At 71.6% G+C, this 7,476-nt stretch carries 5 protein-coding genes and 1 pseudogene; 3 read left to right on the top strand and 3 right to left on the bottom strand.

Features of this window, described 5'->3' with window-relative positions; all coding sequences use genetic code 11:
• Positions 1-68 precede the first annotated feature (68 nt).
• Positions 69-2,684, bottom strand: coding sequence for an ABC transporter permease/substrate binding protein (locus UW392_RS05090; protein WP_320773647.1), 2,616 nt, complete (start codon positions 2,682-2,684; stop codon positions 69-71).
• The gene (locus UW392_RS05085; RefSeq protein WP_320773646.1) at positions 2,677-3,756 is read right to left on the bottom strand and encodes a glycine betaine/L-proline ABC transporter ATP-binding protein; all 1,080 of its coding nucleotides are present in this window, start codon (positions 3,754-3,756) and stop codon (positions 2,677-2,679) included. Before UW392_RS05085 ends, UW392_RS05090 begins: the two co-directional genes overlap by 8 nt.
• A gap of 230 nt (positions 3,757-3,986) precedes the next feature.
• Between UW392_RS05085 and UW392_RS05080 the strand changes: the two genes are divergently transcribed.
• Both UW392_RS05080 and UW392_RS05075 read left to right on the top strand, forming a co-directional pair.
• Positions 3,987-4,916 (top strand): 5'-3' exonuclease, encoded by a 930-nt coding sequence (locus UW392_RS05080; RefSeq protein ID WP_320773648.1) that lies wholly within the window; start codon positions 3,987-3,989, stop codon positions 4,914-4,916.
• 250 nt (positions 4,917-5,166) lie between these two features.
• A complete protein-coding gene (locus UW392_RS05075) occupies positions 5,167-6,012 on the top strand; it encodes a siderophore-interacting protein (RefSeq protein WP_320773645.1) in 846 nt (281 codons plus the stop codon).
• A 33-nt stretch (positions 6,013-6,045) separates the two neighbouring features.
• Here UW392_RS05075 and UW392_RS05070 read toward each other — a convergent pair.
• A pseudogene (locus UW392_RS05070) lies at positions 6,046-6,297 on the bottom strand (GNAT family N-acetyltransferase); the annotation flags it as partial.
• Positions 6,298-6,366: 69 nt separating this feature from the next.
• Here UW392_RS05070 and UW392_RS05065 point away from each other — a divergent pair.
• Entirely contained in the window at positions 6,367-7,308 is a 942-nt protein-coding gene (locus UW392_RS05065; protein ID WP_320773644.1) for an RluA family pseudouridine synthase, read from the top strand.
• The last annotated feature ends 168 nt before the right edge of the window (positions 7,309-7,476 follow it).

Genomic DNA, 7,476 nt, shown 5'->3' with positions numbered 1-7,476 from the left:
GCGCGGGTGCGCCGCACCCCACCCCTCGGGCGGAGAAGTGCCGGACCGTCGAGTCGTCCGGCAGCCGGTCAGGCCGGAGTCATCCGTCCCACCACGTCCGGGTGCTCCTCCAGCCAGGCGGCGACGGCCTCGTCCTCCTTGCCCTGCCCGCGCTCCTTGATCTCCAGCTCCAGGCTGCCGAGCTCGTCCTCACTCATGCTGAAGCCCTTGATCCACTCCGTGAGCTGCGGGTACTGCCCGGAGAACTCCTCATTGGCGATGGTGTGGATCGTGTTGCCCTCGCCGAAGGCCTTCTTGCCGTCCTTCAGCTTGGTCAGCTCGTACTCGCTGTACGCCCAGTGCGGGGACCACAGGGTGACCGCGACGGGCTCCTTCTTGGCGTAGGCGCGCTCGAGCTCGGCCAGCATCGCAGGCGTGGAACCGTCGACGACCTCGTACTCCTCGTCCAGGCCGTAGGCCGGCAGGACCTCGCTCTTGAGCAGGTCCATCTGGCCGGTGCCCGGCTCGATGCCGATGATCCTGCCGTCGAAGAGGTCGGCCTTGCCCTTGAGGTCCTCGAGCGAGGTGACGTCCTTGACGTAGGACGGGACGGCGATCTCCAGCGAGGTCGGCTCGTACCAGGTGCCCAGGTCCTCGAGGCTGTCCTTGCTCTTCTCCCAGTAGTTCGCCTGGGCGTGCGGCAGCCAGGCGTCGAAGTTGAGGTCGAGGTCGCCGGAGGCCAGGCCCGTGTAGACGGGACCGACGTCCATCTGCTTGAGGTTCAGCTGGTAGCCGCGCTCCTCGAGGACGTTCTTCCACAGGTGGGTGACGGCGACGCACTCGTCCCAGGGGAACCAGGCCACGTTCAGCGGCCGCGACGCCTCCGCCGGGGTGTCGCCGGAGCCGGACGCGACCGGGGCCAGCTCGTCGACGAGGCCCGGGTTGTTCTTCAGCCAGGTGCGGACGGCCTCCTGCTGCTCACCCTTGCCGGCCTTGTTGATCTCGGCCTCGAGGCTGGTGAGCTGCTCCTCGGTCATCATGAAGTTCTTGATCCAGCCGGCGACCGTGGGGTCGTCCGCGGAGAAGCCCTTGCGGGACAGCGAGTGCACGCCGTCGCCCTCGCCCCAGGCACCCTTGGGGTCCTTCAGCTTCTTCAGGTCGTAGTCGTTGTACGCCCAGTGCGGCGACCAGAGCGTGACGACGATCGGGTCCTCGCCCGCGTAGGCGCGCTCGAGCTCGGCCAGCATCGCCGGCGTGGAGCTGTCGACGACCTCGTACTCGCCGTCCAGGCCGTACTCGCCCAGGACCTTGCTCTTCAGCAGCTGCATCTCACCGGCGCTGGACTCGATGCCGGTGATCTTTCCGTCGAAGGTGCCGGCCTCGCCCTTGAGGTCCTCCATGGAGTCGATGCCGTCCATGTAGGCGGGGACGGCCAGCTCCAGGGACGTCTCGTCGTACCAGGCGCCGAGGTCCTCGAGCTGGTCGCCGTACTTCTCCCAGTACGAGGCGTGGGTCGTCGGCAGCCAGGAGTCGGTCTGGAAGTCGATGTCGCCCTGCGAGAGCGCCGTGTACAGCGGACCGGCGTCCATCTGCCTGGCCTCGACCTCGTAACCGCGCTGTTCGAGGATCTCCTTCCACAGGAAGGTGGAGGCGACGCCCTCGTCCCAGGGGATGTAGCCGATGGAGATCTTCTTGCCCTGGCCGACGTTCTTGTCGGAGGCGACCTGCTCGGTGCTGCCGCTGCCGCCGAAGACGCCCATGCCACCCGCCACGAGGGCGAGGACGACGACGCCGACCGCGGCGACCTGCGGACGGAGCCGGTAGGACCAGATCTTGAAGCGCGCGCCGGCGCGGACCTTGGCCGCGGCGCGCCGGCCCAGCGGCGAGACCTGGACACCCAGCGCGCTGGTCATGCGGTCGAGGTAGATCGCCAGGATGACGATGGCGAGGCCCGCCTCGGCGCCGAGGCCCACGTTGAGCTGGCCGATGGCCTGGTTGACGGCGCCGCCGAGGCCGCCGGTGCCGACCATGCCGGCGATCGCGGCCATCGACAGGCCGAGCATGATCACCTGGTTGACGCCCGCCATCACCGTGGGCAGCGCCAGCGGCAGCTGGACGCGGAGCAGGGTGTTGCGGGGCGTGGTGCCGAAGGCCTCGGCGGCCTCGACGAGCTCCTTGTCGACCTGGCGGATGCCCAGCTCGGTCATGCGCACGCCCGGGGCGAGCGCGAAGACCAGGGTGGCCACGATGCCCGCGGGGGCACCGGTGCCGAAGAAGAGCAGCGCCGGGATGAGGTAGACCATCGCGGGCAGCGTCTGCATCAGGTCGAGGACGGGCCGGACGGCCGCGCTGACCCGGTCGGACCGGGCCGCCCAGATGCCCACCGGCACCGAGATCACCAGCGCGATGATGGTGGCGACGAGGAGGAGCGACAGGGTCACCATCGAGTCCCCCCACAGTCCGAGGGAGTCGATGAAGGCGAAGCCCACGAAGGTGAGGACGCCGGCCAGGGTGCCGCGCAGCCAGAAGGCCAGCACCGCGAAGATGCCGGCGAGCAGCAGCGGCTCGGGGGCCTGGAGCACGGCGTCGATGCCCTCGTAGGCACCGGTGAAGACGGCCTTGAAGAAGTCGAACAGCCAGGCCACGTGCGTACGCAGCCAGTCGACCGCGGTGTCGACCCAGTCGCCGAGCGGGATCCTAGGCATGGGCCATCACCTTCTCGCCGCCCTGGCCCTGCGGGCCGTCGTCACCGCCGTGCTCGTCGTTCATGAAGCCGAGGAGGCGCTGCGGCGTGACGACGCCGACCAGCTCACCCTTGCCGTCGAGCACCCCCACGGGGTGCGAGGCACGTGCGCTGACGGCGCACAGTTCGGTGAACGGCGTGTCGAGGGAGACGGTCTCGTGGTCGGCGTCGAGCTCGTCATCGCGCACGTCGCGGTCCATGACGGACTCTGCGGTCAGCACGCGGGAGCGGTCGACGTCCTGGGTGAAGGAGGCGACGTAGTCGTTGGCCGGGCGCATGAGGATGTCCTGCGCGGTACCGAGCTGCACGATCCGGCCGTCGCGCATCACCGCGATGCGGTCGCCGAGCCGCATCGCCTCGTTGAGGTCGTGGGTGATGAAGACGATGGTCTTCTTCAGCGTCTTCTGCAGTTCGAGCAGCTGGTCCTGCATGTCGCGGCGGATCAGCGGGTCGAGCGCGCTGAAGGACTCGTCCATCAGCAGCAGGTCGGCGTCGGTGGCGAGCGCGCGGGCGAGGCCGACGCGCTGCTGCATGCCGCCGGACAGCTCGTCGGGCCAGGACCCCTCCCAGCCGGCCAGACCGCACAGGGCGAGCGCCTCGTCGGCGCGGCGTTCGCGCTCGGCGCGGGGCACGCCCTGCACTTCCAGGCCGTAGGCGGCGTTGTCCCGGACACTGCGGTGCGGGAAGAGCGCGAAGTGCTGGAAGACCATGCTGATCTTCCTGGAGCGGACCTCGCGCAGTTCGCGGTCGCTGATCTCGGTCAGGTCCTGGCCGCCGAAGCGGACGTGGCCGGCGGTCGGCTCCAGGAGACCGTTGAGCATGCGGAGCAGCGTGGACTTGCCGGATCCCGACAGGCCCATGACCACGAAGATCTCGCCTGGCTCCACGGTGAAGCCCGCGTCGATGACGGCGGCTGTGGTGCCGTCGGCGCGGAGTTCCTCCCGGTCGACTCCCTGGCGCAGCCTCTCGACCGCCTGCTCCGTTTTTCTGCCGAACACTTTGAAGAGATGTTCGGCCTCAAGCCTGGCTGACACGCGTACCTCTTGAGTCGGGGACAAAAACACGGAGCGCCCGGCCGCAGTCATCCGTTGAAAATGCAACCGGTGTCGCTCCGCGGCGGCGCCTCCCCTGTTTCTTTGGAGTCAAACGAAAGAGTGATCTGGCTCACATCCGGCGCACGTCCGCGCTTCCGGTCCGTGCCCGGCCCCCGCCGGCACGGCCCGGCCCGGCCGCGTGCGGGCCGCTGTCGGTGCCGTGCGGCATGATGCGGGACGTGACCGGACGACTGATGCTGCTCGACACCGCCTCCCTCTACTTCCGCGCCTACTTCGGCGTCCCGGACTCCGTGAAGGCCCCGGACGGTACGCCGGTGAACGCGGTGCGCGGACTACTGGACTTCATCGACCGCCTGGTCAAGGACCACCGGCCGGACTCCCTGGTGGCCTGCATGGACGCGGACTGGCGGCCGGGGTGGCGGGTCGAGCTGATCCCCTCGTACAAGGCGCACCGCGTGGCCGAGGCCCGCGCGGGCGGACCGGACGCCGAGGAGGTCCCGGACACGCTGTCGCCGCAGGTGCCGGTGATCGAGCAGGTCCTCGACGCGCTCGGCATCGCACGCGTGGGCGTGGCGGAGTACGAGGCGGACGACGTGATCGGCACGTTCACGGCCCGCGCGAAGGGGCCGGTCGACATCGTGACCGGCGACCGGGACCTGTACCAGCTGGTGGACGACGCGCGCGGGGTGCGCGTCCTGTATCCGCTCAAGGGGGTGGGCACCCTACAGCTCACCGACGAGGCGGTACTGCGCGAGAAGTACGGCGTGGACGGCAGCGGTTACGCGGATCTGGCGCTGCTGCGCGGCGACCCGAGCGACGGCCTGCCCGGGGTGCCGGGCATCGGCGAGAAGACGGCCGCGAAGCTGCTGGACCGGTTCGGTGACCTGGCCGGGATCATGGCGGCCGTCGACGATCCGGCGGCCGGTCTCACCCCGTCCCAGCGCAGGCGGCTCGACGAGGCGCGCTCGTACGTGGCGGTCGCGCCCCGGGTGGTCCGGGTCGCCGGGGACGTACCGTTGCCGGACGTGGACACGGCGCTGCCGGACGCGCCGCGCGACCCCGCCGGGCTGGAGGAGCTCGCGGCACGGTGGGGGCTCGGCGGTTCGCTGCAGCGACTGCTGGCGACTTTGCGCGCCTGAACGGCGCTCCGAGGGGTACCGCGGTTTCCCCGTGGTACTCACGTCACTGCGGAGGCCGTCCGCCGTTCTCCGGGCGCAAACGGCCACCGCCGTGCAGGAACGTTGCGCCCTGGGGTCGGCCGTGGCGAGGAGGGACCGACCGGGAGCCGGCGGGAATGCGCACAGGTCACCGGCACCGCGCGTGTGAGGTGTTGCACGGGGGAAGGTGCTAAGTTAGGTAAGCCTTAGCAAGGTAACCAGGAGGCCCGCCATGACAGAGCGTCCGGCACGCAGGACACCCAAGCCCCACCGCGCGCGAGTCGTGCGCACCGAACGGCTGACGCCGCACATGCAGCGCGTCGTCCTCGGCGGCGAGGGCCTCGCGGAGTTCTCCGCGCAGGGCTGCACCGACCACTACGTGAAGCTCCTCTTCGGCACCCCGGGCGTCACCTACCCGGAACCCTTCGACCTGGAGCGGATCCGCGCGGAGTACCCGCGCGAGCAGTGGCCCGTCATGCGGACGTACACGGTGCGCGCCTGGGAACCCCATCTGCACGAGCTGACCGTGGACTTCGTGGTCCACGGCGACCAGGGGCTCGCCGGGCCGTGGGCCGCGCACGCCCGGCCGGGCGACACCATCCACCTCCTCGGCCCCGGCGGCGCCTACGCGCCGAACCCGGAGGCCGACTGGCACCTGCTCGCCGGTGACGAGAGCGCGCTCCCGGCGATCGCCGCCTCGCTGGAGGCGCTCCCCCACGGGGCGCGGGCGCACGCCTTCATCGAGGTCTCCGGACCCGAGGAGGAGCAGAAGATCGCCTGCGACGTGGACGTCGTCTGGCTGCACCGCGGGGACCGCCCGGTGGGCGAGGCCCTGCTCGAGGCCGTACGCGCGCTGCGGTGGCCCGAGGGCCGGCTGCACGCCTTCGTCCACGGGGAGGCGGCCTTCGTGAAGGAACTGCGCCGTCTGCTGCGCGTGGAGCACGGCATCCCGCGGGAGGACCTGTCGATCTCCGGCTACTGGCGCCTCGGGCACAACGAGGACGGCTGGCAGGCCGCGAAGCCGGAGTGGAACGCCCGCATCGAGGCGGAGCAGGAGAACGCGCCCGCGCCCGCGTGAGTGACGTCCGAGGTCACCACCCCTGGTCACCTCGCGCGCGTGCAGGTGCATGTCGTGCCGGCCGTCCGCGTGCAGCAGGGCACCACGCTTGGTGCCCTCCGGGGCGAAGCCCGTCTTGGCCGCGACGCGGCAGGACGCCTCGTTGCGGACGGAGTGCAGCAGTTCGAGACGGTGGAAGCCGATGTAGTCGAGGGCCCAGCGCGTGAGTGCGGCCGTGGCCCGCGCGGCGACACCCCGGCCCCGGGCCACGCCCACGGTCCGGTACGCGACCTCCGCGGTGCCGTCGCCCGGTTCCCTGACGGCGGCGGATGAGCACGCGTACATGACCCGGGCCCGCCTCGTAGTCTTGCCCTGATGAGACGCCGTACCCCGCCCCCGCCCTCTCCCCTGCCCCAGCGCGACGGCGTCGATCCGGTGCGGGTGCGGCTGCCGCCGGAGCCCGCCTGGGCGACCGTGCGCGACCACCTCGTGGAGCGGCTCGCGGCGGGACCCGGGGTGATCGACGCGATGCTGGAGGGGGGCCGGATCGTGGACGTGCGGGGGTGTCCGGTGGCACGGGACACCGCCTACGTGCCGGGCGCGTACGTGTGGTTCCACCGGGACCTGCCCGACGAGGAGCGGGTGCCGTTCACGCTCGACGTCGTGTACCGCGACGAGCACGTCGTCGTCGCCGACAAGCCGCACTTCCTCGCCACCACCCCACGCGGCAGCCACGTCGCCGAGACCGCGCTGGCGCGGCTGCGGCGGAACCTCGGCCTCCCCACGCTCGGCGCCGCGCACCGGCTGGACCGGCTGACGGCCGGCCTGGTGCTGTTCACGGTCCGGCCCGAGGAGCGCGGCGCCTACCAGACGCTGTTCCGCGACCGCCGGGTGGCCAAGGGGTACGAGGCCGTCGCGCCGTACGACCCGGCCCTCGGCGCGCCGCGCACCGTGCGCAGCCGCATCGTGAAGGAGCGCGGCGTCCTGGCGGCCCGCGAGGTCGAGGGCGAGCCGAACGCCGTCAGCGTCGTCGAACCGCTGGAGCACCGTGACGGGCTGGCGCGCTACCGGCTCACCCCCCGCACCGGGCAGACGCACCAGCTGCGGGTGCACATGAGCGCGCTGGGGGTCCCGATCCTCGGCGATCCGCTCTATCCGGTGGTGACCGGCCCCGTGCCGGCCGGTGACTTCCGGCGTCCGCTCCAACTGCTGGCGCGGACACTCGGGTTCACCGATCCGGTCACGGGGCGCGAGCACCGCTTCGTCAGCGGGCGCACGCTCGGCGCGTGGACGTCGTACGAGGAGTGGGCGCGGTAGGGGCGGCCCCGCACCCACCACCGGGGACGACCCAGGTCACGCTCGTCACTCGCCGCGCCACCAGCGCAGGAAGCGCTTGAACACGCCGCGCCGGCGGACGGGCACGGGCGCCGGGACCGCGGCCGGGGCCTCGGGCCGCGGAGTGACCGGCGGCGGTGCGGCGGCCGC

Source organism: Streptomyces sp. CRN 30 (assembly GCF_034105845.1).
This window is presented reverse-complemented; position numbering and strand designations above follow the sequence as displayed.

Bases quoted from the DNA above. Each gene is read 5' to 3' on its own strand.
- UW392_RS05065 (WP_320773644.1), top strand. From the start codon at position 6,367: ATGAGACGCCGTACCCCGCCCCCGCCCTCTCCCCTGCCCCAGCGCGAC.
- UW392_RS05090 (WP_320773647.1), bottom strand. From the start codon at position 2,684: ATGCCTAGGATCCCGCTCGGCGACTGGGTCGACACCGCGGTCGACTGG.
- UW392_RS05075 (WP_320773645.1), top strand. From the start codon at position 5,167: ATGACAGAGCGTCCGGCACGCAGGACACCCAAGCCCCACCGCGCGCGA.
- UW392_RS05080 (WP_320773648.1), top strand. From the start codon at position 3,987: ATGCGGGACGTGACCGGACGACTGATGCTGCTCGACACCGCCTCCCTC.